Here is a 23,197-nt window from a genome sequence, read left to right on the forward strand (position 1 = left end):
ATGATTGCCGTCATCTTCGAAGTCCTGCCGGCCGAGGGTTGTCGCGACACCTATCTCGGCATTGCCGCCGATCTGCGCCCACTGCTCGACGACATCGATGGTTTCATCTCGATCGAGCGGTTCCAGAGTCTCGCCAATCCCGACAAGGTGCTGTCCCTATCCTTCTGGCGCGACGAGGAGGCGGTGAAGGCTTGGCGGAACGGCGCCGAACATCGCGCTGCGCAGGATGCGGGACGCCATGGCGTCTTTGCCGACTATCGCCTGCGCATCGCCTCCGTCATCCGTGATTACGGGCTGAACGAGCGCCGTGAAGCGCCGGCCGACAGCCGCACCTTTCACGACGCCAAATGAAACGCCGCTGCAAAAGTTCTCACTAACATGGCGTGAATACGAACTTTTTCGGAACGGCCTTCAGGCTTTGGTAACCATCTTCGGTAACCATAAGCTCCATAGTCCGTTCCGAGTAAGCGTATTTGCGAGTTGTCCATGTCTTCAGTTGTTTCGCTTGCCGAAGTCTCCCGTTCCACCCGCCCGCTGGGCTGGCTCGACAGCATCATCAAGGGTGACTGCGTTGCGGCGCTCAATGCGCTTCCCGACAATTCGGTCGACGTCGTTTTCGCCGACCCGCCCTACAACCTCCAGCTCGGCGGCATGCTGACCCGTCCCGATCAGTCGGTGGTCGATGCGGTCGATGACGAATGGGATCAGTTCGCCTCCTTCGAGGCCTATGACGCCTTCACCCGCGCCTGGCTGCTCGCCTGCCGCCGCGTGCTGAAGCCGACCGGCACGCTCTGGGTCATCGGCTCCTACCACAACATCTTCCGCGTCGGCGCCATCCTGCAGGACCTGCACTTCTGGATCCTCAACGATATCATCTGGCGCAAGACCAACCCGATGCCGAACTTCAAGGGTCGCCGGTTCCAGAACGCCCATGAAACGCTGATCTGGGCGACGCCGAACGCAAATGCCAAGGGCTACACCTTCAACTACGATGCGATGAAGGCGGCCAATGACGACGTGCAGATGCGCTCCGACTGGCTGTTTCCGATCTGCTCCGGTCACGAGCGCCTGAAGGGCGACGACGGCAAGAAGGTGCATCCGACGCAGAAGCCGGAAGCACTGCTCGCCCGTATCCTCATGGCCTCCACCAAGCCTGGCGACGTCGTGCTCGATCCCTTCTTCGGCTCCGGCACGACCGGTGCCGTCGCCAAGCGCCTCGGCCGCCATTTCGTCGGCATCGAGCGCGAGCAGGATTATATCGACGCGGCATCGGCACGCATCGACGCGGTCGAACCGCTCGGCAAGGCCATGCTGTCGGTGATGACCGGCAAGAAGGCCGAACCGCGTGTCGCCTTCAACACGCTGATCGAAAGCGGGCTGATCAAGCCCGGCACGGTGCTCACGGACGCCAAGCGCCGCTACAGCGCGATCGTCCGCGCCGACGGCACGGTCGCTTCCGGCGGCGAGGCCGGCTCAATTCACCGCCTGGGCGCCAAGGTCCAGGGGCTTGATGCATGCAACGGATGGACATTCTGGCACTTCGAAGACGGGAACACCCTGAAGCCCATCGACGAACTCAGAACCGTCATTCGAAATGATCTGGCAAAGCTGAACTGATCAACCAGTTCGCCGGATCCTTCGAAAAGCGCTCCGACCGGTTTTTGTACCTTCAGTCCCGGAAGGAGTGCTTTAAATGCCCGGAATCCTCACAAGGGGATTCCGGGCATTTGTATGTTCCCGGTACGCTTGCCGGGTTGACGCGATAGGCAACGAAGCTTCGCCTGATTGCCAGTCCTTGCGTCCGGAATTAGGGTTCGGAGAAACCAGTCTTCACCCGAACATGGGGTGCCTTCCGCATGACCTCTCCCGATCGACTCAAGCGCGTGAAGCAATGGGCGCGTCAAATCAAACGCGACGTCGTAGCACTCTGGTTCGCTGCACGAGATCCTCGAACGCCGCTTTCAGCGAAATTCGTTGCCGGCGCCGTGGCGGCCTATGCGCTGTCGCCGGTCGACTTGATCCCCGATTTCATTCCGGTGCTCGGCTACCTTGATGATCTGGTCATCGTTCCGCTCGGCATCCTGTTGGCGGTGCGTCTCGTGCCGCCGGCGCTGATGCACGAATTTCGGGAGCGGGCGACGGCACAGGAGGGGCGCCCGTCCAGCCGCGGCGGTCTGGTCGCGATCCTATGCATCTGGCTGGTGGTCGCAGCGCTTGCTGGCTGGGTGGTGTGGCGCATGGTTTCAGCCGAAAGCTGACGATACCGCAACTTAGCTGGCCATCGGCTGGTTTTCGGCGAGACGGCCTGCGTCAGGGATGGATGCCGTAGGCGACGAGGTCGGCCTTCAGTTTCTCCGGATCGACGAAGTGTACCGCATGCCAGCCGGCGAGCCGTGCGGCTTCGACATTCGGCACGCTGTCGTCGATGAAGAGCGTGGCCGAGGGGGTAAGCCCGAAGGTGCGGGTGTGCGTCTCGTAGATGGCAATATCGGGTTTGATTAGCTTCACGTCGCCCGAAACCGTGACGCCGCGCGGCAAGGTCAGGAAGGGATAGAGCTGCTGGGCCTCGCGGAACGTATCAGAGGCGAAATTGGTCAGCATGGTCACGTCGCGCCCTTCGGCGATCAGCCGCTCCAGCAGCGAGACCGTTTCGACATAGGCGTGCGGGACCATCTCCTGCCAATGCTTGCGGAACGCACGGATCTGCTCTTCGCGTTCCGGATGGTCTTTCATCAAAAGCGCTTCGGCTTCCTCCCAGGGGCGGCCACGGTCCTGCTCGATGTTCCAGTCATGGGTGCAGACATTGGCGAAGAACCATTCGCGCTCCGCCTCGTCGGGAATGATGCGGCTGTAGGGCAGGTTGGGGTCGTAGTGGATCAGCACCTTGCCGATGTCGAAGACGATATGGCGAATATCGATGCTGCTCATAACTGCATTCCTTGCTCGATCTTTCAGCGTTCAGCCTTGAAGGCGTCAGGGATCGCCTGAGTGATCGCCTTTTTCATGACCGTCGGCAGCGCCTGGGCCGTGAGGGAGTGAACCGGTTCCCACCAGCCGTCGCCCTCCGTTCCGGCGCGCGCGACATTGGCGCGGTAGACGGAGAGACGCAACTCGAAATGTGTGAAGACGTGGCTGATGGTTCCGCAGTCTTCCCAGGGCGCAACGAAGGGTTGGGAGGCGAGCGAGGTGTCGCCGTCCTGTCGCGATGTCCAGTCGGTGCCGGGCACCTCGGTCATGCCGCCAAGAAGGCCGGTTTCGACCCGCTTGCGCAGATAGACGGCATTGTCGGCGTCGATCGCGACGAAGGCCGCGCCGCGCCGAAGCGGTTTGTCCTTCTTCTGCGCCTTGCGCGGAAAGGTCTCGGGATCGGCAACCGAGAGCGCGCGACAGTGCGCACGGAAGGGACAGAGCGAGCAGGCAGGGCGCTTCGGCGTGCAGATCGTTGCGCCGAGATCCATCATCGCCTGGGCGAAATCGCCCGGACGATCATCAGGCGTGAGGATGGCGACGCGCGCCCGCATTTCGGGCTTCGCTGCCGGCAGGGGCGCTTCGATCGCATAGAGGCGCGAGATCACCCGCTCGACATTTCCGTCGAGTACGGCGCTCTTGCGATTGAAGGCAATCGCCGCGATCGCGGCTGCGGTGTAATCGCCGATGCCCGGAAGGGATTTCAGCCCGTCTTCCGTGTCGGGAAAACGGCCACCGTGACTGTTCGCGACGGCTTCGGCACATTTCTTCAGGTTGCGGGCACGGGCATAATAGCCGAGCCCGGCCCAGGCCTTCATCACGTCCTCGTTCTCGGCGCGCGCCAGGTCCTCGACTGTCGGCCACAGCGACAGGAACTTCTCGAAATAGGCCTTCACTGCCTGGACCGTCGTCTGCTGCAGCATGACCTCCGACAGCCAGACGTGATAGGGATCGGCAACGATCCCTCGGCTCGCCATAGGCGGAGAGACCCGCCAGGGCAGGTCGCGGTGGTGCCTGTCGTACCATTCCAAAAGTAGGGGAGCGGCGTCGGCCGCTGGGATTGAATCGTGCATGATTTGCCGGGAGTTCTCTTTCCGGCCTATACTTGGCGAAGCGGAGCCGCGGCATCAAGGCTCAATCGACGTTGCATACAGAAAGTCGCTTTCGTGAGTGAGCAGAAGCCCCGCAAGGGTGTCGTCCAGATCAGCGAAGTCGCCAACGGCCTGATCGACCCCGTCCTCGCCAAGCGGGCAGGCATCAACACCATGCTGCTCGGCTCCTGGGACGAAATTGCCGGGGAAGGCTTCGCCGATTGCACGCGGCCGGAGAAGATCGCCTGGCCGCGCCGCGCCTCGGAAATCTCGGGTGAGGGCGGCTACCAGCCGGGCGTGTTGACGGTCGCTTGTGAAGGCGCACGTGCGCTCTTCCTGACCCATGCCCAGGGCGAACTGATCCAGCGCATCAACGGTTTCTTCGGTTTCTATGCCATCGGCCAACTGCGCATCGTTCAGAAGCCCGTGTCGCCGCAGCACAAACACCGTGGCAAGCCGAAGCCACTTTCGGGCGAGCCCGCGCGCCGGCTGGAAGCGATGGTCGAGGGCATAGAGAGCGAAGAACTGAAGGCGGCTTTGCGTCGGCTTGGGACGGCCGTGCTCGCGCCGCGTCGGCGGTAGGGCCATCAGCCGGTCACAATTCTTTGAATTCTGTTGACGACCGGCCACTTGCCGCCCCGCGCGCAGCAAGATATCGAATCCACACCATAAATCCCTCCGAACACGGGTCAAATTCATGTCCGCTTCCGCAATGAACCTTACGAAACGCCTGCTTAGCGGTGCCGCCATCGCAACCGTCGCCCTGGTGCTTGCTGCCTGCAGCGACGAAAAGAAGGAAACGGCATCAACCGCGCCGACCGAGGCGAGCGAGACGGCGGCAAATCCCGCTACGGACGCCATCACCACGGCATCGACGGCCGCGGCCCCTGCAAGCACCGAAGCAAAGCCGGCTGCAGGCACCGAAGTCGCCCAGTCGACCGCCGCTCCCGTGAAGGTCGAGCTTCCTTCTTCGGAAGGCTCGGTCGATCAGGCAAAGCTGCTCGAGCCGGGCGTCCTGCCGGAAATGGCGCTGGGCGAAGCCAATGCGCCGGTCACCATCGTCGAATACATGTCGATGACCTGCCCGCACTGCGCGGCCTTCCACAACAACACGTTCGAAGCGATCAAGACGAAGTACATCGACAGCGGCAAGGTCCGCTTCATCGTGCGCGAATTCCCGTTCGATCCGCGCGCGGCCGCCGCCTTCATGCTGGCGCGTTGCGCGCCGGAAGGCCAGTATTTCCCGATGATCTCCATGCTCTTCAAGCAGCAGCAGCAGTGGGCCGCGGCCCAGAACGGCCGTGATGCGCTGCTGCAAATGTCCAAACTCGCCGGTTTTACACAGGAGAGCTTCGAGGCCTGCTTGACGAACCAAAAACTTCTGGATGATGTGAACTCTGTCATGCAGCGGGGCGCAAAGGATTTCGGCGTACAGTCGACGCCGACCTTCTTCGTCAATGGTGAGCACTATTCGGGGGACATGTCGGTTGACGTTATGTCGGCCCTCATCGACAGCAAGCTCTGATCCTTCGCTTTTCCTGAAAACGGGCGACGGCAGCAGCCGTGCGCCCGTTTTTTTCGTTTCGCGGCGCTGTAGAGGGGGGTATCTCGTCGCCCCAGCGTCGCCCGCATGAAGTTCAACAAGCTCCGCCTGCTTGGCTTCAAATCCTTCGTCGAACCGACCGAGTTCATCATCGAGCGGGGCCTGACCGGCGTCGTAGGACCGAATGGTTGCGGCAAGTCGAACCTCGTCGAAGCGCTGCGCTGGGTGATGGGGGAAAACTCCTACAAGAACATGCGCGCCTCCGGCATGGACGACGTGATCTTTTCCGGATCCGGCAACCGTCCGGCGCGCAACACGGCGGAAGTCGGCCTCTATCTCGACAACGGCGATCGCACGGCACCGGCCGCCTTCAACGACAGTGACGAGATCCAGGTGACGCGCCGCATCGAGCGCGAACAGGGCTCCGTCTACCGCATCAACGGCAAGGAGGCGCGCGCCAAGGATGTGCAGCTCCTCTTTGCCGACGCCTCCACGGGCGCGCGCTCGCCGTCGATGGTCGGGCAGGGGCGTATCGGCGAGCTGATCGCCGCCAAACCGCAGGCGCGTCGGCAACTCCTCGAAGAAGCAGCCGGCATTTCCGGACTGCACTCGCGCCGCCATGAGGCGGAACTGCGCCTCCGGGCAGCGGAAACCAACCTTGAACGCCTCGACGACGTAACCTCGCAGCTCGAAAGCCAGATCGAGAGCCTCAAGCGCCAGTCGCGTCAGGCCAATCGCTTCAAGATGCTTTCGGCCGATATCCGCAAGCACGAGGCGATCCTGTTCCATATCCGCTGGGTGCACGCCAAGGAGGCGGAGGCCGAGGCGACGAGCCAGCTCAATCAGATCACGGCGCTGGTCGCGGAAAAGGCGCAAGCGCAGATGCAGGCGGCGAAGGATCAGGCGATTGCCAGCCTGAAGCTGCCGGAGTTGCGCGAGAACGAGGCGCGGTTCGCCGCCGCCTTGCAACGCCTGCAGATCGCCCGCTCGCAGCTTGAAGAGGATGCCGGCCGTATCCTCAGGCGGCGCGACGAGTTGCAGCGCCGTCTGGCGCAGCTTGCCGAAGACATCGCCCGCGAAGAGAGGCTTGTCGTCGACAATGCCGGCATCCTGGCGCGGCTCGACGAAGAAGAAGCCGAACTCAGCGACATGCTGGCCGAGGCCGATGACCGTGCGACGGAAGCACGCGAGCGGCTGGAAGAGGCGAACGAAAAGCTTGCCGGCAACGAAGCGCTGTTGGCGCGGCTGACGGCCGAACGTGCCGAGGCACAGGCCGGTCGCAACCAGCTCGAGCGCACGCTGCGCGATCTCTCGGAGCGCCAGGCCCGGCTTGCGCGTCAGCTCGCCGATCAGTCGCGCGATCTCGACGAGCTAAACCGGCAGATGGCCGCACTTCCCGATCCGCATGAGAAACAGGGCCAAGTCGAGGTTGCCGAGGCCGCGCTCGAAGAAGCGGAAATCAATGTGCTTGCGATCGAGGAGGCTCTGGCAGAGGCGCGCCGCGCCGAGGTCGAGGCGCGTCCGCCTGTTGATCGTTCACGCGCTACTCTCAACGGCATCGAAACCGAAGCGCGCACGATCCGGCGGATGCTGGAAGCGGCATCGGGCGGCACCTATCCCGCCGTCGTCGAGGAGATGAAGGTCGACCGAGGCTTCGAAATCGCGCTCGGCGCAGCCCTTGGCGACGATCTCGATTCACCGCTCGAAACGGACGCGCCGGCCCATTGGCGCGCCCCGGGAGATCATGCCGGCGACGCCGGCCTGCCGGAGGGCGTTACGTCGCTGATTGCGCACGTGAAAGCACCGGATGCGCTGACCCGCGCGCTGAAGCAGATCGGCATTGTCGCAAGCGAAGCGGACGCGGAACGGCTGCTGCCGCTGTTGAAGCCGGGCCAGAGCCTCGTCACCAAGCAGGGCTCCGTCTGGCGCTGGGACGGGCACGTGACCGGCTCCGAGGCGCCGAGTGCGGCCGCCCTGCGACTGGCCCAGAAGAACCGGCTGGCAGAACTCGATGCCGAAGCCGAGGGCGCAGCAGAGGCGCTGCGTCGCGCCGAGGCCGAACTCGCGGCCGCCGGTACGCGCATCCGCGCCGAAGACGAAAGACTGAGGCTTGCGCGCGATGCGCAGCGCATGATCACGCGGCAACTCGCTGAAGCCCGTGACGCCCTTGCTGCCGCCGAGCGCGCCTCCGGCGATCTTGCTCGCCGCCGTGCGGTGTTGGCGGAAACGCGCAGCCAGATCGAGGTCCAGGTCGAGGAAGTGGCCGAGCAGATCGAGACGGCCAACGACGCACTGGCGGATGCGCCCGATCTCTCCGAACTCGAATTGAAACTGCGCACCCAGACGGCCGATGTCGCCGCCGATCGCGCCGCCGTTGCCGAGGCCCGTGCCGCACATGACGGTCTGGCGCGCGAGAACGAGGCCCGCCAGCGGCGCATCACCGCGATAACCAACGAGCGCCAGACCTGGAAGGCGCGCGCCGCGAGCGCCGAAGAGCATATCTCCACGCTGCGTGACCGCGAAGCGGAAGCCCGCGACGAAGTGGAGGAACTGATCGACGCGCCCGACGAGTTCGACGACAAGCGCCGTGCGTTGATGAACGAATTGCAGAAGGCCGAAGCGGCACGGCGCGAGGCGGCCGACCTTCTCGCCGAGGCCGAAAATCACCAGCGCGAGGCGGATCGGCTGGCGGCGACGGCGCTCTCCGAGCTGGCGGAATCGCGCGAGAAGCGTGGCCGCGCAGAGGAGCGGCTGGTTTCGGCCCGTGAGCGCCGTGTCGAAATCGAAGCGCGCATCCAGGAAGCGCTCTCCTGTGCGCCGCACGAGGTGATGCGCCTGACCGGGCTCGCTGTCGATGCGGCGTTGCCGGACATGCGCAACATCGAGCGCGAACTCGAACGGCTGAAGATCGAACGCGAACGGCTTGGCGCCGTCAACCTGCGCGCAGAAGAGGAGCAGAAGGAGCTTTCCGAAAAGCTTGCTCTTCTCCTTAGGGAGCGCGACGACGTCATCGAGGCGATCCGCAAGCTCAGGAGCGCCATCCAGAACCTGAACCGCGAGGGCCGCGAGCGCCTGATCGCCGCGTTTGATGTGGTCAACGTGCAGTTCCAGCGGCTCTTCACCCACCTCTTCGGCGGCGGCACCGCCGAGCTGCAACTGATCGAGAGCGACGATCCGCTGGAGGCAGGCCTGGAAATCCTCGCTCGCCCGCCGGGCAAGAAGCCGCAGACCATGACGCTGCTTTCGGGCGGTGAGCAGGCGCTGACGGCGATGGCGCTGATCTTTGCGGTATTCCTCACCAATCCGGCGCCGATCTGCGTGCTCGACGAAGTGGATGCACCGCTCGACGATCACAATGTCGAGCGCTACTGCAACCTGATGGACGAGATGGCGGCCTCGACCGAGACCCGCTTCATCATCATCACCCACAACCCGATCACCATGGCCCGCATGAACCGCCTCTTCGGCGTGACCATGGCCGAGCAGGGCGTGTCCCAACTCGTCTCCGTCGACCTGCAGACGGCAGAGCGGTTGAGGGAAGTGGTGTAGCCACTCACTCGAATTCGGTGATGAACCCCGGCACCGGCCGCAATGCATCGCGCGCTCCCCAGGTATCGATGTAAGCGGCCAGGGGGACTTTGTTTGCGCGATATGCCGCATATAGCGTCGCAGCGCCTGCCTTCTCCGGCGGTCGCCTGAACCACCTGCTGTAGGTGACAACGGCGCCCGTCACCCAGGTCCATGCGTCGCCGATGCCGTTCTCGTTGACGAGCCCGAGCCAGGGTCCGACGCGGCGATGTTCCCCGCCTTCGAACAGGCTGTTGAAGAACCTGGCGTCCGTGTTTACCAGCGAGGCGACGAACGCATTTTCGTCACTGGATTCAATCGTGGCAAGGTGACCGCCGCAGCGTTCGGCAGTCGCCTTGGCTTCCTGCCAGCTGATCTGCTGCGCATTGTAGGCGGCCGCGTAGAGGCGCCCGTCGAACATGCCGTAGGTCAAGGACAACGGCGACAGGCAACGCACCATGGCCACCACTGCCGCATCCTCAAGCCCCTCGAGATCGGCGGCATCATAGCGGCGTGCGATTGCAGCCGAGAGGATTTGGTGGTCGACGCGAGCAAATCCCAGGCACCGGGCGGCGCTGGTCTCCTGGTCGAGAAATCCGGATTGCGTCAGACCGCGGGCTGTCTGAAACGAGGTTACCGCCCGGCGCGTCTGGCCACCGAAGGTCCCGTCTGTCTGGCCCGTATCGAACCCTTCGCTGCGCAATGCCTCTTGCGCGCTTGAACGCTTTTCCCTGCTGTCGAACACCTTTTGTTCCTGCGCCATCGCTACCAATGGCGACCGCAGGTCGTCAATTGCTCCGAGACGCCGAACGGATTGGCGGGCTGCGTCGGCGTAGCTGCCGCTGCCATGTTTGGCGATGAAGCGTTTCCAGGTTCGAATGGTGTCGACACGCATCGCCTTGCCAAAGTCGAGCGCGGCGAGATCCACGGTGGTCGCCGCCGAATGGGCAGGCTCTCTAACGGCTGTGTCGCGGCCGAGATAGAACTCCAGATCGAGCGAAGACAGAATCTGCGGTGACTGTTTCCCGTCCGTCTCTGAGCGTACTTCCCGGATCACGCGCTTGAAGGCCGTGCCGATTTCAAGGCCAGGGCCGGAGAGATTGGCGATCAGCGCACGGGTAAAGGGGGAGTGCCCGTCGGTGCCGTCTGCGGCGACCTGTCCGGGTGCCGCGGCAAAGGCCACGAGCGTGCCTGCACCCTGTGTGTCAATCGGTGCGAGCCCCCTGATGGCGCCACCGCGGCTTGCGCCCTCCACTTCGCGATTGAGCCGGTCTGCGAGCGGATTGTTGCGGCAGGCATCGAGGAAGATCAGCGAGATCTTCGCACGCTTTTCCAACGCGTTGACAATTTCGGAGAGTGCCATGGTTTCGGCTGGCACGTCGAATTCGCTTTCGAGCCTCGCATCGGTTGCGACAAGGAAATTATCGCCGTGCAGCTGCATGCCATGTCCGGCGTAGTAAAACAGTGCAACGTCTTTGGGGCCGATCTTGCGCGAAAAGCGCGCAAGCGCCTCGGCGAGACCCCTGCGATTTGTATTGAGCACGAGGTCGGCCTCAAAGCCCTGGTCATCGAGGAAGGTCTTGAACGCTTCGGCGTCGCGCGAAGCATTGGGCAGAATACCTGCAACGACGTAGTTGCTCATGCCGACGATCAGCGCCAACCGTTTGCCGTCCTCCTCGGCGAGGGCGTGCCCGACTGCAAGCAGGACGATCAGGGCCGAGGAGACCCAGGACGTGAGTTTTGTACGCCATTTCATGACCTACCCTCCGAGCCTCTGAGCCTGAACGGATTGCCATGACGGGACATTCTTGAATGCACCCCATCGCCGGAATCGATATGCGTGACTACTCAAATTCAAGAACGAGGCTCGGGGACATGTTGATGAGCCCCATGTCTTGCCACGTGTTGAGGTAGGTACTCCTCATGTCTTGCCGGCCGTCACGCTGGGTAAAATACATCGCGGAATCGGCGCCCGGCTTGAATTCGTATGGCGCGCCTGGGACCCATTTTGTGTAAGTCATCGCCTCGCCGCTGTCCCAGTGCCAGCCGCCTTTTGGCTCTTTGCCTTGCGGGTCCTGAACCAGGCCAATCCACGGCCCGATTTTGTAGCTTGTCCGGAGCGTAGTAGCCCATATCGAAAAAGCCCGGGTCGGCGTTAAACAGCGATGCGATAAAGGCATTTTCCGCGTCCGATGTGATCGAGGCAAGATATGTGCCGCAGTTCTTGGCGACGGTTTCGGCATAGGGTGCGCGAGTCGACCCCGTTCGTGCCACGACATAGAGATGGCCCCCGAAAGCACCATAGACGGACGGCTCGTGACCCAGGCATTTGATGGCGGCAAGGACACGCTCGTCTGTTTCGAGCCCGGTAAGGTCGTCGATGTCATAGATTCGCGCCGTCGTTGAACTGTATATGCCCTCTGCCCTGTCGTTGACCTTTATGCCAAGGGCTGCTGCAGTGAGCTCGGTGATGAAACCACTCGCCGGCTGACGGTTGGTGCTTTGGAAGCGTTTGATCGCTTCGCGTGTCTGTCCGCCGAAAACGCCGTCGGCCACGCCGGATGCAAAGCCCTTGGCTGCGAGTGCTAGCTGGACGTTTTTGCGCTGTTGCTTGTCCGGCAAGAGCCGCGCTTCTACCGACAGCGGAAGATGCGACTGGTTGCGCACCGCTGCGGGTTCGATCTGTGCCAGTGTCTGGCGCGCGAGTTGCGCATACTCGCCGGTGCGGTGCTTTTCGACGAAGAAGTGCCAGATCCGTGGCGTGCCGATCCTCAGGGCCTTCTTGAAATCCGCTTCCGCCCCAAGCGCAGCCGGGTCGACTGCCGGTGCCTGTATTGCAGGCAGGGTGGCATTGGTATGCGGCACTATCATCTCCGGCCCGAAGTAGAATTCCAGCGACAGGGAGGACAGGATTTGCGGCTGCTGTTTGCCCTGCGTTTCCTTGCGCACGTCGCGAACGACCCGCTTGAAAGCGGTGCCGACCTCAAGGCCAGCGCCGGAGAGATTGGCGATCAGCGCGCGGGTGAACGGCGAATGTCCGTCGGTTCCGTCGGCTGCGACCTGGCCAGGGGCGGCGGCGAAGGCGACGAGCGTTCCGCCACCCTGGGTCTCGATCGGCGCCAATCCTCTGGTTGCGCCGCCGCGGGTGGCACCCTCAACTTCGCGCGTGAGTCTTTCGGCGAGTGGGTTGTTGCGGCAGGCGTCGAGGAAGACCATCGATATCCTGGCACGTTTCTCCAGTGCATTGATGATCTCGGAAAGCGCTACGGTTTCGGCCGGGACGTCGAATTCGCTCTCAAGCTTTGCATCGGTCCCGACGAGGAAGTTTTCGCCGCGCAGCTGCATGCCGTGCCCGGCGTAGTAGAACAGGGCTGTGTCTTCAGGCCCGATCTTGCGCGAAAAGTTTGAAAGCGCGCCGGCGAGACCCTTGCGATCCGCGTTGAGCACGAGGTCGGTTTCAAATCCCTGGCCCTTGAGGAAGGCGTCAAACGCTTCGGCATCACGTGAGGCATTGGGCAGCGTTCCGGCAACGACGTAGTTGCTCATGCCGACGATCAGCGCCAGCCGTTTGCCACTTCCTTCGGCAAGAGCGTTCCCTGCAGCAAATAGGACCATCAGCGCCGAGAGGAGCCAAAATCTCAGATCCGCACGCCATTTCATGACCTACCCTCCGAGCCCTCGAGACTGAAACGGATTGCCATGACGGGATATTCATGGATGCGTCCCCATCGCGTGAATTATATTAGATAATTGTGATTTATCCAGTTATGCGGGCGTGCCGACCTGCGCGGTGGTCCAGGCGGTCACTCGAATTCGAGAATGAGACCGCCCGTTCCGTCGGTTGGCCCCATATCGTCCCAGGTGTCGACATAGACGGACTTCGTGTCGGCTCTGCCGTTGCGGTGCGCGTAGTACATGCCGATATCGTCGCCCTTCTTGCCCTCGTTCGGCATGTCCTGGAACCATTTCGTGTAGGTCAGAGGCTTGCCATTATCCCAGTGCCAGCCGCCCTTGGGCTCCTTGCCCTGTGGATCTTGCGTAAGGCCGATCCATGGGCCCATCTTGTAGCTGACGTTTCCGGTGGGATCGTAGCCCGTCTGGAAGAACCTTTGGTCGGCGTTGAAAAGCGAGGCGACGAAAGTGTTCTCTTCTTGAGAGGAAATCGCCGCAAGATGCGCGCCGCAACCGCTGGCTATCCCGCGCGCGTAAACTGCCAGAATCGTACCCGTTTGCACGGCGACATTGATGCCCGCCGAACGCGCCGTATACGGTATCGAAGTGGCGCAGGCAGGTTAAAGCCTCCAGAACACGTTTATCGGTTTCGAGACCTTCGAGGTTGGCAACATCGTAGCGTCGGGCTTTGGTCGCGCTGTAGATGCCTTCCGCGCTGTCGTTGACCTTGATGCCGAGGGCTGCTGCGGTGCGCTCGGTAATGAAACCGCTCGCCGGCTGGCGGTTGGTGCTTTGGAAGAGTTTGATCGCTTCGCGCGTCTGTCCACCGAAAACGCCATCGGCCGTGCCCGCCGCAAATCCCTGGGCGGCAAGTGCGAGCTGGACGTTTCGCCGCTTGTCTTTGTCCGGCAACAGCCGTGCTTCGACGGATTGTGGCAGATGAGACTGGTTGCGCACCGCCGCGGGCTCGATCTGTGCCAGCGTCTGGCGAGCGAGTTCCGCATATTCGCCGGTGCGATGCTTTTCGATGAAGAAGTGCCAGATCCGAGGCGTGCCGATCCTCAAGGCCTTCTTGAAATCTGCTTCGGCCTCCAGTCCTTCGGGGTCTATGGCCGGTACCGCAACGGCCGGCAGGGCGGCCTGGATCTGCGGCGCGGCCGCTTCCGGTCCGAAATAGAATTCGAGCGAAAGCGATGACAGGATCTGAGGCTGCTGCTTGCCCTGCGTTTCCTTGCGCACGTCGCGAACGACGCGTTTGAAAGCAGTGCCGACCTCCAGGCCAGCGCCGGAGAGATTGGCGATCAGAGCGCGCGTAAACGGCGAGTGCCCGTCGGTTCCATCGGCGGCCACTTGCCCGGGCGCGGCGGCAAAGGCGACGAGCGTGCCGGCACCCTGGGTCTCGATCGGCGCCAACCCTCTGGTCGCGCCGCCGCGGGTGGCGCCTTCGACTTCGGTATTCAGCCGGTTGGCGAGCGGGTTGTTGCGGCAGGCATCGAGGAAGATCATCGATATCCGGGCACGCTTCTCCAGCGCGGTAATGATCTCGGACAGGGCTATGGTTTCGGCGGGAACATCGAACTCGCTCTCGAGCTTAGCATCCGTGCCGATGAGAAAGTTCTCGCCGTGCAACTGCATGCCATGGCCGGCGTAGTAGAAGAGGGCGACATCCTCCGGGCCGATTTTGCGCGAAAAGCTTGAAAGCGCGGCCGCAAGGCCCCTGCGATCTGCGTTGAGCACAAGATCGGTTTCAAATCCCTGCCCGTTGAGGAAGGTGCCGAATGCTTCGGCGTCGCGTGAGGCGTTGGGCAGCGTTCCTGCCGCCACGTAGTTCGTCATGCCGACGACGAGCGCAAGCCGCTTGCCGCTCTCCTCGGCGAGGCCATGCCCGACCACGAGCAAGACCATCGCGACCGAGAGGAGCCAGGATCTCACTTTCGCACGCCATTGCATGACCTACCCTCCAAGCCCACGGGACTGAAACGGATCGCCATGACGGGATATTCTTGGATGCGCCCCATCGCGTGCATTTATATTAGGTTTTTATAATGGATCGGGCAATGTCGACACTCAAGCCTCTGGCGGGCATTTGTGGTGCCGATAGAAGAGGCAAAGCCCATGTTGTGCGGGTTCTGCCCCTCGGCCTGCCAATATGTTGCATTGTTACAGAAAATGATGCGGTGCAGCATAAATCTTCGCCGGATGCATTTTCAGCATGAAGCATATACTGTAAATCGTCATAAAACACTGTATCTGGGTGGAGAGCAGGCATGACGAAATGGGTTTACACCTTCGGTGGGGGCAAGGCCGAAGGACGTGCAGGTGACCGCGAGCGGTTGGGTGGCAAGGGCGCAAACCTTGCCGAGATGTGCAACCTCGGCTTGCCGGTGCCGCCTGGCCTGACCATCGTCACCGATGCCTGCAACAACTTCTTCGATAACGACAGGCAAATGCCTGACGGCCTGCACGATCAGGTGCGCGAGGGTATCCGCCGGATGGAGGAGGTGACGGGCCGCGTCTTCGGCGACACCAGCCATCCCTTGTTGCTTTCGGTTCGCTCCGGTGCCCGCGCCTCGATGCCGGGCATGATGGATACGGTTCTCAATCTTGGGCTCAACGACGAGTCGGTGCACGCGCTCGGTCATGACGCCGGCGACGCGCGTTTTGCCTGGGACAGCTACCGCCGCTTCATTCAGATGTATGGCGACGTGGTCATGGGCGTCGATCACGACGTCTTCGAGGAAATCCTCGAAGATGAGAAGGCGCGGCTCGGCCACGAGCAAGACACCGAGCTTTCCGCGGTCGAGTGGCAGCATGTCATCACCCGCTACAAGGAAGCGATCGAAGAGGCGCTCGGCGAGCCGTTTCCGCAGGATCCGGAAGTACAGCTCTGGGGCGCCATCGGCGCCGTCTTCTCAAGCTGGATGAACGCGCGCGCGGTGACCTATCGTCATCTGCACGGAATTCCGGCTGCCTGGGGCACGGCGGTCAACGTCCAGGCGATGGTCTTCGGCAATCTCGGCAATTCGTCGGCAACCGGCGTCGCCTTCACCCGCAATCCGTCGACCGGCGAGAGCGAACTCTACGGCGAGTTCCTCGTCAACGCGCAAGGCGAAGACGTTGTTGCCGGCATTCGCACGCCGCAAAACATCACCGAGGCCGCGCGTCTCGCCTCCGGTTCCGACAAGCCGTCGCTCGAAAAGCTGATGCCGGAAGCCTTCGCCGAGTTTCGGTCGATCTGTGATACGCTCGAGCGGCACTACCGCGACATGCAGGATCTCGAATTCACCATCGAGCGCGGCACGCTCTGGATGCTGCAGACGCGCTCGGGCAAGCGCACCGCCAAGGCGGCGCTGAAGATCGCCGTCGATATGGCGGAGGAGGGCCTGATTTCCGAGCAGGAGGCCGTCGCCCGCATCGATCCGGCGTCGCTCGACCAGCTGCTGCATCCGACGATCGATCCGCATGCGCGGCGCGACATCATCGGCTCCGGCCTGCCGGCCTCGCCAGGTGCTGCGACCGGTGAAATCGTCTTTACCTCCGAGGAGGCGGTGCAGGCCGACAAGGAAGGCCGCAAGGTCATACTCGTGCGCGTCGAGACCAGCCCGGAAGACATTCACGGCATGCACGCCGCCGAAGGCATCCTGACGACCCGCGGCGGCATGACCAGCCATGCGGCTGTCGTTGCCCGCGGCATGGGCACGCCTTGCGTTTCCGGCGCCGGCAGCATCCGCGTCGATCTTCGCAACGAATTGCTGACGGCCGGAAGCGTGACGCTCCGCAAGGGCGACATCATCACCATCGACGGCTCGTCCGGCCAGGTGCTGAAAGGGTCGATCGCCATGCTGCAGCCGGAGCTTTCCGGCGACTTCGGCAAGATCATGGCCTGGGCGGATGCCAGCCGCCGCATGACTGTCAGAACCAATGCCGAAACCCCGGCGGATGCGCGCGCGGCGCGCTCCTTCGGCGCCGAGGGCATCGGCCTCTGCCGCACCGAGCACATGTTCTTCGAGGATGACCGCATCAACGTCATGCGCGAGATGATCCTCGCCGACGACGAGGCCGGCCGGCGCTTGGCACTCGCCAAGCTCCTGCCGATGCAGCGCTCGGATTTCGCCGAATTGTTCTCGATCATGCATGGCCTGCCGGTGACGATCCGCCTGCTCGACCCGCCGCTGCACGAGTTCTTGCCGAAGACCGACGAGGAGATCGCCGATGTCGCCGGCGCACTTTCGCTCGACCCGTCGGCACTGCGCCAGCGTGTCGACGAGCTGCACGAGTTCAACCCGATGCTCGGCCATCGTGGGTGCCGTCTGGCAATCTCCTATCCTGAGATCGCCGAGATGCAGGCGCGCGCGATCTTCGAGGCCGCGGTGGAGGCCGCCCGCGAAACCGGCGCGGCCGTCGTTCCCGAAATCATGGTGCCGCTGGTCGGCCTCCGGGCCGAGCTTGACTACGTCAAGGAGCGCATCGATGCGGTCGCCAAGGAAGTGATCGGCGAGGCCGGCATCGGCATCGACTATCTCGTGGGTACGATGATCGAACTGCCGCGCGCAGCACTCCGCGCCGGCGTAATCGCCGAAGCGGCTGACTTCTTCTCTTTCGGCACCAACGACCTGACGCAGACGACCTTCGGCATCTCGCGCGACGACGCCTCGCAGTTCCTGGCGACCTACCAGCAGAAGGGCATCATCGAGCAGGACCCCTTCGTCTCGCTCGATTTCGAAGGTGTCGGCGAACTGATCCAGATCGCCGCCGAACGCGGACGACGGACCAAGAACGGTCTGAAGCTCGGCATCTGCGGCGAACATGGCGGCGACCCGGCCTCGATCCGCTTCTGCGAGGACGCCGGTCTCGACTACGTCTCCTGCTCGCCGTTCCGCGTGCCGATTGCCCGTCTTGCCGCCGCCCAAGCAGCGATCAACGGCAAGGGGTAGGGGCGCCCTCTGCGTGTTGCAACGATGCAACGCGCGGACGCCGGTTTATCGGAGCCCTGCATTCCTGGTTGCAAGCGGCGAGCGGATAGTGCATCAGCGCCTCGTTCGCGCCGTATCGGCGCGGGCGATCATTCGCTATGCATGTGCATAGCGGTTTGTTCAGAACGGGAGCGGAAAATGACGCAGTGCGTTTCCACACGCCCCTTGGGGCTTCGCGGCTAATCAGCGTTGATGCGCTGAAAGGGCCCGTCCTGCTGGCCAATGTGCCGGCTGTTTGACCCTGTTCTGGATTATTTTTCATGGGCAATCATTCTTTTGGGGACATCGTCCCCGAAGGCGACGATGGTGCGCGCAGAGCGACCGTCACGCATTATTTTACTGCCGGCAGCTGGATTGAAGGCGCGGCAGTTCATCAACTGGCGGAAATTGCCAGTCTCCCCGGCATGATCTCGGTCGCCGGTTTCCCGGACCTGCACCCGGGCAAGTATGGCCCCGTCGGCATGGTCGCGCTTTCGCAGCGGCTCCACCCGCAGCTGATCGGCAACGATATTGGCTGCGGCATGTCATTCTTCGAGCTCTCCTTGCCGCTGCGCAAATTCAAGGTCGAAAAGGCGGCCGAGCAACTGCGCAGGCTGGAGCAGATCGATCTCGGCGACATGGCAACCCGCCTGGCGGAGCACGATCTTTCGCCTGACATGGGCCCGCAATCCCTCGGCACCATCGGCGGCGGCAACCACTTCTGTGAGCTGCAGGCCGTGGACGAAGTGTTCGAGGACGAGGCGGAAAGTGTGGCCGACCGGCAGAAGCTCTATCTTCTGGTCCACTCGGGCTCGCGTTCGCTGGGCGCCAATCTTTTCGGTCGCACGCTCGGCACAGAACACTTGCGGGACGGTCTGGCTGCCGGTTCGGCCGCCGCCGTTGAATGGCTCGCCGGAAGCGGCGAGTGCGTTCGATGGGCTTCGCTTAACCGGCGAATGGTGGCGGAGCGGGCAGCGCGGACGTTGCGCGCCGATCTGTCGCTGGTTGCCGATATCCCGCACAACCTGGTGCGGGCCACGGCGTCGGGCTTCCTGCACTATAAGGGCGCGGCCGCAATCGGTGAGGATGCCGTCGCGCCGGTCGCTGGATCGCGCGCAACGCGAAGCTTTCTGGTGCGCGCCCTGGCCGGTGCGGAGCGATCGCATTGGGGCATCTCGCACGGTGCGGGGCGGAAATATGACCGTAAGGCCATGCACGGCCGCGTGGGTGGCAATCGCTCCGAGCGTGATGCCTTGCGCATCAATGCCTGGGGTGGTCTCGCAATCTGCGAGGATCGCAACCTGCTGATCGAGGAGGCGGCCGGCGCCTACAAGGATGCCGCTAAGGTTGTCGCAGACCTCGAGGCGTTCGGGCTTATTCGACCGATCGCGGCGATGAAGCCGCTCGTCACCTACAAGAACGTGCAGCCGCAGGAACGGGTGCGCGAGAAAACGAAGTGGGAGCGGACGACGATAAGGAGGATGCGCCATGGGTGAAGTGACGCTCTTTCTGACCTCCGGCAACGGTCCGGTGGAATGTCGCATTGCCATGGCCGCGCTGATCGACATCTTGGGCAAGGAAGCGAAGGTCAACGGCTGCAGCTTTGACCTGGCCCTTGGCGGGCAACCGGATGCGTTCGGTCCAAAATCCGCAATCGTCACGATGGCAGGCGCTCGATCCGAAGATTTGGCAAGAGCCTATTGCGGGACGATTCGCTTTGTTTTCAAGAGCCCGGTTAGAAAAGGGCATCAACGAAAGAACTGGTTTGTCGGTGTCCGGCAAGTGGATCTTTCCGGCGCGGGCGTCGTACCGACGATCGAGCTTGGGGATTTGCGCTTCGAAACCTTGCGGGCCGGCGGGCCCGGTGGCCAGCATCAAAACACCACCGATAGCGCCGTGCGGGCGACGCATGTCCCCACGGGCCACACGGTCGTTTGCCGAGAGGAGCGATCGCAGCATCGCAACAAGGCAACTGCAATCCGCAGGCTTCAAGCCATTCTGGATCTCATCGCCGCCGGGAACGAGCAGCAAGAAAAGACGGCCTTGTTCATGGCCAGCAAGGAGCTGGAGCGGGGTAACGCGGTCAAGACCTTCCGCCTGTAGCCTTCCTTGGCGACCCGGGCTTGTGCGCCCGGGTCGCCTTGATACGCTGATCGTCGAGCCGCGACATTACCGGTTGCTTCGGTTGAACGCCTCCGTCAGCGCATGATGACGACGGGGCGGTCCCAGCCCCACATCATCACGTCGTTCTGATAGCGGAAGGCGCGCGATTCAGCGCGCCGGTCGAGTTCGATGCGTTGCAGGCAGGTGGCAAAGGCGTCGGTGCCGCGGCGGAAACCGTAGGAGGCGCAGGTGTTGCCGTCGGCGATGCGCCGTTCCTCAGGTGTCGTCGTCTGGCACGCCGTCAGCAGCAGGGCGGCTGCGACTAGCATCGTCAATCGGGTCGTCATGATGTTCGTGCCTCCTGAGTGCCGGCGCGTGCCGCCTTCGGGTCCATGTCTCGAATCGCAATTAATATAGGGAGTTGCGCCGAAAATCGAAGCGGACCACGCCAATTCTGCGGCAGGCGCGCGGTCGCACGCAGGGGAGACGTAAAGCGTCCGATGTCGTCCTGAAAGTTGATTTTCTGAGGCTTGGCCCGACGTGATCAGCACGCCAGAACCGACACGTCAGCGCGTAGGTTTTTCGATTGAAGCCAGTTTAAACCGCCGCCGGCAGGCGGCGATCACATGCGTTCGAGCACGCCGACGAAGGACTCGGCGAAGCGCTCCAGGTCTCGCGTGCCATCGCCCGGGTGCTCGAGGCGGATGGTCGTGCCCTGCTCATCAAGGCAGGCAAACAGGATCGATGTTTCGCTGTCCTGCTCGCCATGCCGGAGCACGGCGATACTCAGGCAATCTTCGACCAGTTCCGAAGCAGGCAATGCAAACAGAAACTCGCCGCCGGCATTGTCGGCAACGGTCCGGACAAAACCAGGGAAATCGTCCTTGTTTCCGGAAAAGCCGTCGAGGGAGAGTTCGAGCTCGAGGAGCCCCATCGGAATTCCGCCGTCACGCGGGGGAAGAGGGGTAGGGGTGGCAATGGCCACGGCTGCCTGCGATGCGCCCATGTAGGTTCTCCGTCGATCGCCGCGTACTTTCACATGAAGCCGTGCGCGGCCGTTGCCTCCGATTGAAACTCCGCGCGCCGGCCGATTCTCGGGCGCGCGGGCACATTCCCATGTGTTGATAGGTGGTTAACGAGAATGGCGATTTTGCGGCGAAGCCTCAGGCGTGGCCCGCGGCGCGGCGGCCGACTGGGCATTGCCTGTTTTCACGGCACGGGGCATGGTCTAAGAATGCGATCTGTTTCGCGGCAGGGGATTGATTCAACTACATGATGGTCCGGTACGAGCGTCCCTATTCCTATGCCGCCCATTGGGCGCGTCGCTTCGCCCGTGTCTCCTTCGTGCTCTTTGTGCTCTCGCTGCTGGCGCACCGCTTCGGGCCACTGACGACACCGCATTTCCTGACTCTTGTCGGCCTGTCCGGCATTTTTGCGCTGCTTGGCGTATTGCTTGCGGTCGTCGGCCTTGCACGCCTCTGGCAGGTCGCCGCGATCGGCGGCCTCGCGTCTGCTGCGGCTCTTGTCTATGCCGCGCCGGCGCTCGGTTTCATCGGCTTCGGCGTCGTGCAATATCTGACCCGCCCGGCGATCTACGATGTCAGCACCGACACGGTGACGCCGCCGCCATGGCTCAAGGTACCGCAGACCGAAGAGAGCTGGCTGAAACGCAAGGACGCTGTGACGCCCGAGGACCGGGAAGCGCAGATCCTTGCCTATCCGGGCCTCACCGGCCGGCGCTATGATGGCGCGCTCGACCGAGTTTACCAAGGCGTGCGCACCGTCATCGAACAGAACCGCGTCGGCATCACCGAGGAGCTTGGCGTCGAAAACGCCCGCGCCGATCTCGAGGATCTGACCGTACGGCCGAATGCCGGAGCGGAGACGACCGTCGAACCGGAGAACGTACCGGTGCCGGCGGCGCGGCCGGAACTCTCGCTCGAAGGGGCGATTGCGGGGCGCCGCGCCAGCGACGTCGTGCTCCAGGGTGAATGGCGCACGCTGATCGCCGGCTTCCGTTTCGATGTGTTGATCCGGCTGCGCGAAGAGGCCGAAACAACCTTCGTCGACCTGCGTGTCGCCTCCCGCTATGGCCCGCATGACCTCGGCATGGGCGCCGCCTTCGCTGATCAGTTCCTGCGGGCGCTCGATGCCGAGCTGCTCGGCATTGCCGGCGATTGATCGGCAGAGTACCGCTAGGAGACGTCAGTCGTTCACGGCGGCGCCGCGGCCATCGAATTGAGCGGTAGCTTTTCGATCGAGGGCGGACGCCCGCAACGACGTCGACTCATCGGCTGGTGCAAGCCAGCCGCGATAGCGCACGATCAAGCCGGTCAAGGGGCTTTCGACCTCGACATGGAAGTGAAACAGGCCGTCGCGATCTTCCTCGAACGTCCGGCCGCCCGGCGCGAGCCGCAAGGGAAGCGGGAGGCCGAGGAAGGACCAGGCGCGAACCGAGAGGTGCAGGCGATTTTCTGCAGGCTCCAAGGCGCACAGGATGCGGACCGGTCCGAAATCCTCCACCAGCAGTTGTTCGTTCCGCTTCTCTATCTTCTGCTGTGAACTGCGCAGGATCTTTTCACGGAAGCGCCGGGTCCAGACCTCCCGACCATTGCCGCAGGCGAAGCGGATATCGACCGGCACATCCGCACCGGCGCTAGGAAAGCCGAAGACAGAGGCGACAAGACGGGCCCAGATCGATCCGCCTCGCTCGACGACCGCACGTCCGCAAAAGGTGGCGTGTCCTTCCGACCTGTCATGCAGGGCGCGGATAGAGGCAGGCACGCGATCCCAGTCGCGTCCGAGGATCCGCCGGTAGAGGCTCTGCTGTTGGACCATGATTTCCGTCGTCATGCGATGAAGCGTCCACGCTCCTCGGGCGTCGGCACCATGCAACTCTGACGGCGCCCGGCGATGCGATAGCGGTTTTTCGCAACGAGATCATAGAGTGGATCGCGAAGGGCAGCGGGCAGGATACGGCAGACGTTCACCAGCGACCATGGCAGGCCGAGCCGCGCAAGCGTCCGCATCGAGCCGTCGGATTTGAAGCGGGCGACGCCGTCCTCGATCAGGATGTTGCTTTCGAAGCTGCTGGCGTCAAGGCCGTAGTGCCGATAGAGCGCCTGGCCAAGCGGCGACTGCGCCGTGAGATAGCGATATTGCGCTCGCCGGTCATGGCGAAGCAGGAAGCGCACCCAGCCGGAACAGAAAATGCATTCGCCGTCGAAGACGATTACGGGTTTGTCGTCGGCAAAGGCAGGCACCGCGGCATCGCTGCGATAGCTGTAGGCCTCCCGCCGCAT

Annotated in this window: 19 protein-coding genes and 2 pseudogenes; 10 read left to right on the top strand and 11 right to left on the bottom strand. The window is 63.0% G+C overall.

The features are described 5' to 3' along the window. From AC070A_RS13580 to AC070A_RS13590, 3 genes are all read left to right on the top strand, one after another. Positions 1–351 carry an antibiotic biosynthesis monooxygenase family protein gene (locus tag AC070A_RS13580; RefSeq protein ID WP_112995335.1) on the top strand — a complete coding sequence of 117 codons (351 nt, stop codon included), beginning with the start codon at positions 1–3 and terminating at the stop codon, positions 349–351. A 135-nt stretch (positions 352–486) separates the two neighbouring features. Beyond that, complete coding sequence (locus AC070A_RS13585) at positions 487–1,617, top strand: site-specific DNA-methyltransferase (protein WP_057250643.1); 1,131 nt, start codon at positions 487–489, stop codon at positions 1,615–1,617. Positions 1,618–1,856: 239 nt separating this feature from the next. Beyond that, positions 1,857–2,258, top strand: coding sequence for a YkvA family protein (locus AC070A_RS13590; protein ID WP_057250641.1), 402 nt, complete (start codon positions 1,857–1,859; stop codon positions 2,256–2,258). Between the two features lie 52 nt (positions 2,259–2,310). Here the strand turns inward: AC070A_RS13590 and AC070A_RS13595 are convergent, their stop codons facing one another. Together AC070A_RS13595 and mutY are read right to left on the bottom strand one after the other, a co-directional pair. Continuing rightward, positions 2,311–2,928, bottom strand: a complete 618-nt coding sequence (locus AC070A_RS13595; RefSeq protein ID WP_113736786.1) for an HAD family hydrolase — start codon at positions 2,926–2,928, stop codon at positions 2,311–2,313. 23 nt (positions 2,929–2,951) lie between these two features. Beyond that, complete coding sequence (gene mutY, locus AC070A_RS13600; RefSeq protein WP_113736787.1) at positions 2,952–4,040, bottom strand: A/G-specific adenine glycosylase; 1,089 nt, start codon at positions 4,038–4,040, stop codon at positions 2,952–2,954. A 93-nt stretch (positions 4,041–4,133) separates the two neighbouring features. On the opposite strand from mutY, the gene AC070A_RS13605 reads away from it, so the two are divergent. The 3 genes from AC070A_RS13605 (at position 4,134) to smc (ending at position 9,150) form a co-directional block, all read left to right on the top strand. Next, a complete protein-coding gene (locus AC070A_RS13605; RefSeq protein WP_057250635.1) occupies positions 4,134–4,640 on the top strand; it encodes a DUF721 domain-containing protein in 507 nt (168 codons plus the stop codon). Between the two features lie 115 nt (positions 4,641–4,755). After that, positions 4,756–5,583: a DsbA family protein gene (locus AC070A_RS13610; protein WP_058320367.1), complete on the top strand. Its 828-nt coding sequence runs from the start codon at positions 4,756–4,758 to the stop codon at positions 5,581–5,583. Between the two features lie 105 nt (positions 5,584–5,688). After that, the gene (gene smc / locus AC070A_RS13615; RefSeq protein WP_113736788.1) at positions 5,689–9,150 is read left to right on the top strand and encodes a chromosome segregation protein SMC; all 3,462 of its coding nucleotides are present in this window, start codon (positions 5,689–5,691) and stop codon (positions 9,148–9,150) included. 4 nt (positions 9,151–9,154) lie between these two features. Here smc and AC070A_RS13620 read toward each other — a convergent pair whose 3' ends face one another. The 5 genes and pseudogenes from AC070A_RS13620 to AC070A_RS13640 form a co-directional block, all read right to left on the bottom strand. After that, positions 9,155–10,924 (bottom strand): caspase family protein, encoded by a 1,770-nt coding sequence (locus AC070A_RS13620; protein WP_113736789.1) that lies wholly within the window; start codon positions 10,922–10,924, stop codon positions 9,155–9,157. 182 nt (positions 10,925–11,106) lie between these two features. Further along, positions 11,107–12,828 (bottom strand): caspase family protein, encoded by a 1,722-nt coding sequence (locus AC070A_RS13625; protein ID WP_218372961.1) that lies wholly within the window; start codon positions 12,826–12,828, stop codon positions 11,107–11,109. Positions 12,829–12,971: 143 nt separating this feature from the next. Beyond that, a complete protein-coding gene (locus tag AC070A_RS13630) occupies positions 12,972–13,121 on the bottom strand; it encodes a hypothetical protein (protein WP_218372977.1) in 150 nt (49 codons plus the stop codon). Positions 13,122–13,145: 24 nt separating this feature from the next. Beyond that, positions 13,146–13,403: pseudogene (locus AC070A_RS13635) on the bottom strand (C-type lectin-like domain-containing protein); the annotation flags it as partial. A gap of 184 nt (positions 13,404–13,587) precedes the next feature. Beyond that, positions 13,588–14,790, bottom strand: a pseudogene (locus AC070A_RS13640) (caspase family protein); the annotation flags it as partial. Positions 14,791–15,107: 317 nt separating this feature from the next. Between AC070A_RS13640 and ppdK the strand changes: the two are divergent. From ppdK to prfH, 3 genes are all read left to right on the top strand, one after another. Then, positions 15,108–17,774 carry a pyruvate, phosphate dikinase gene (gene ppdK / locus AC070A_RS13645; RefSeq protein WP_113736793.1) on the top strand — a complete coding sequence of 889 codons (2,667 nt, stop codon included), beginning with the start codon at positions 15,108–15,110 and terminating at the stop codon, positions 17,772–17,774. Between the two features lie 299 nt (positions 17,775–18,073). After that, a complete protein-coding gene (locus AC070A_RS13650; protein ID WP_113736794.1) occupies positions 18,074–19,288 on the top strand; it encodes an RNA ligase RtcB family protein in 1,215 nt (404 codons plus the stop codon). After that, the gene (prfH, locus tag AC070A_RS13655) at positions 19,281–19,895 is read left to right on the top strand and encodes a peptide chain release factor H (protein WP_113736795.1); all 615 of its coding nucleotides are present in this window, start codon (positions 19,281–19,283) and stop codon (positions 19,893–19,895) included. The genes AC070A_RS13650 and prfH overlap by 8 nt, the downstream gene beginning before the upstream one ends. A 95-nt stretch (positions 19,896–19,990) precedes the next feature. Here prfH and AC070A_RS13660 read toward each other — a convergent pair whose 3' ends face one another. Then, entirely contained in the window at positions 19,991–20,242 is a 252-nt protein-coding gene (locus AC070A_RS13660) for a hypothetical protein (RefSeq protein WP_110878088.1), read from the bottom strand. A gap of 275 nt (positions 20,243–20,517) precedes the next feature. Then, positions 20,518–20,901 (bottom strand): hypothetical protein, encoded by a 384-nt coding sequence (locus AC070A_RS13665; protein WP_057250616.1) that lies wholly within the window; start codon positions 20,899–20,901, stop codon positions 20,518–20,520. A gap of 266 nt (positions 20,902–21,167) precedes the next feature. Between AC070A_RS13665 and AC070A_RS13670 the strand changes: the two genes are divergently transcribed. Beyond that, positions 21,168–22,076: a DUF1499 domain-containing protein gene (locus AC070A_RS13670; RefSeq protein WP_058325505.1), complete on the top strand. Its 909-nt coding sequence runs from the start codon at positions 21,168–21,170 to the stop codon at positions 22,074–22,076. Between the two features lie 24 nt (positions 22,077–22,100). Here AC070A_RS13670 and AC070A_RS13675 read toward each other — a convergent pair whose 3' ends face one another. Both AC070A_RS13675 and AC070A_RS13680 read right to left on the bottom strand, forming a co-directional pair. Next, entirely contained in the window at positions 22,101–22,748 is a 648-nt protein-coding gene (locus AC070A_RS13675) for a DUF4166 domain-containing protein (RefSeq protein ID WP_113736796.1), read from the bottom strand. Beyond that, positions 22,745–23,197: a thiol-disulfide oxidoreductase DCC family protein gene (locus AC070A_RS13680; RefSeq protein WP_113736797.1), complete on the bottom strand. Its 453-nt coding sequence runs from the start codon at positions 23,195–23,197 to the stop codon at positions 22,745–22,747. Before AC070A_RS13680 ends, AC070A_RS13675 begins: the two co-directional genes overlap by 4 nt.

It is taken from the genome of Ensifer sp. GW101-20A05, assembly GCF_059424735.1.

Excerpts from the sequence above, each read along its gene's own strand:
- AC070A_RS13675 (WP_113736796.1), bottom strand. The coding sequence starts at position 22,748 with ATGACGACGGAAATCATGGTCCAACAGCAGAGCCTCTACCGGCGGATC.
- AC070A_RS13660 (WP_110878088.1), bottom strand. The coding sequence starts at position 20,242 with ATGACGACCCGATTGACGATGCTAGTCGCAGCCGCCCTGCTGCTGACG.
- mutY (WP_113736787.1), bottom strand. The coding sequence starts at position 4,040 with ATGCACGATTCAATCCCAGCGGCCGACGCCGCTCCCCTACTTTTGGAA.
- AC070A_RS13650 (WP_113736794.1), top strand. The coding sequence starts at position 18,074 with ATGGGCAATCATTCTTTTGGGGACATCGTCCCCGAAGGCGACGATGGT.
- ppdK (WP_113736793.1), top strand. The coding sequence starts at position 15,108 with ATGACGAAATGGGTTTACACCTTCGGTGGGGGCAAGGCCGAAGGACGT.
- AC070A_RS13670 (WP_058325505.1), top strand. The coding sequence starts at position 21,168 with ATGATGGTCCGGTACGAGCGTCCCTATTCCTATGCCGCCCATTGGGCG.
- AC070A_RS13680 (WP_113736797.1), bottom strand. The coding sequence starts at position 23,197 with ATGCGGCGGGAGGCCTACAGCTATCGCAGCGATGCCGCGGTGCCTGCC.
- AC070A_RS13580 (WP_112995335.1), top strand. The coding sequence starts at position 1 with ATGATTGCCGTCATCTTCGAAGTCCTGCCGGCCGAGGGTTGTCGCGAC.
- prfH (WP_113736795.1), top strand. The coding sequence starts at position 19,281 with ATGGGTGAAGTGACGCTCTTTCTGACCTCCGGCAACGGTCCGGTGGAA.
- AC070A_RS13590 (WP_057250641.1), top strand. The coding sequence starts at position 1,857 with ATGACCTCTCCCGATCGACTCAAGCGCGTGAAGCAATGGGCGCGTCAA.
- AC070A_RS13595 (WP_113736786.1), bottom strand. The coding sequence starts at position 2,928 with ATGAGCAGCATCGATATTCGCCATATCGTCTTCGACATCGGCAAGGTG.
- smc (WP_113736788.1), top strand. The coding sequence starts at position 5,689 with ATGAAGTTCAACAAGCTCCGCCTGCTTGGCTTCAAATCCTTCGTCGAA.
- AC070A_RS13610 (WP_058320367.1), top strand. The coding sequence starts at position 4,756 with ATGTCCGCTTCCGCAATGAACCTTACGAAACGCCTGCTTAGCGGTGCC.
- AC070A_RS13665 (WP_057250616.1), bottom strand. The coding sequence starts at position 20,901 with ATGGGCGCATCGCAGGCAGCCGTGGCCATTGCCACCCCTACCCCTCTT.
- AC070A_RS13620 (WP_113736789.1), bottom strand. The coding sequence starts at position 10,924 with ATGAAATGGCGTACAAAACTCACGTCCTGGGTCTCCTCGGCCCTGATC.
- AC070A_RS13630 (WP_218372977.1), bottom strand. The coding sequence starts at position 13,121 with ATGCCGAACGAGGGCAAGAAGGGCGACGATATCGGCATGTACTACGCG.
- AC070A_RS13625 (WP_218372961.1), bottom strand. The coding sequence starts at position 12,828 with ATGAAATGGCGTGCGGATCTGAGATTTTGGCTCCTCTCGGCGCTGATG.
- AC070A_RS13585 (WP_057250643.1), top strand. The coding sequence starts at position 487 with ATGTCTTCAGTTGTTTCGCTTGCCGAAGTCTCCCGTTCCACCCGCCCG.